This window comes from Shigella sp. SIG3 (genome assembly GCF_053555855.1).
The window spans coordinates 1-421 of record NZ_JBQZXE010000326.1; the positions used below are offsets into that span (position 1 = coordinate 1).

Sequence of the window (421 nt, forward strand, 5' to 3'; positions counted from 1 at the left end):
GCAACAGTGGCGGTCTGCTCAGTTTCACGTCGGCACATACCGACGCCTGGCGTCAGCAGGGCTACGAGGACACGATGCTGACGATGGAGCATATCCGGAAACCGCTGGCAGCACGTCAGGCACTGTCCCGGTCAGAAACGGTGTTGCAGAAAAGTCTGGAGATAACGGAAGAGGCAGATTTGGCACTGAGAAGCGCGATGGCCCGGATTAAATAAAGACGCCCCAAAGAAACGCCACCGCCTGTGGTGGTGTTTTTCCTGTCTGGTGTTGTTGAAAATATTTTCAGATATATATTACCTGGGTGAGATTTAAGATTAACGCATTTATTAATGTCATAAGGAGAGTTATCATGAAATTCATCGTAAAAGCACTTAGGTGATGCTGCCAACTTACTGATTTAGTGTATGATGGTGTTTTTGAA

Annotated in this window: 1 pseudogene; it reads left to right on the forward strand. The window is 47.3% G+C overall.

From position 1 onward, the window contains the following. Nucleotides 1-215 (forward strand): annotated as a pseudogene (locus ACUU1I_RS21240) (patatin-like phospholipase family protein); the annotation flags it as partial. Nucleotides 216-421: the final 206 nt, after the last annotated feature.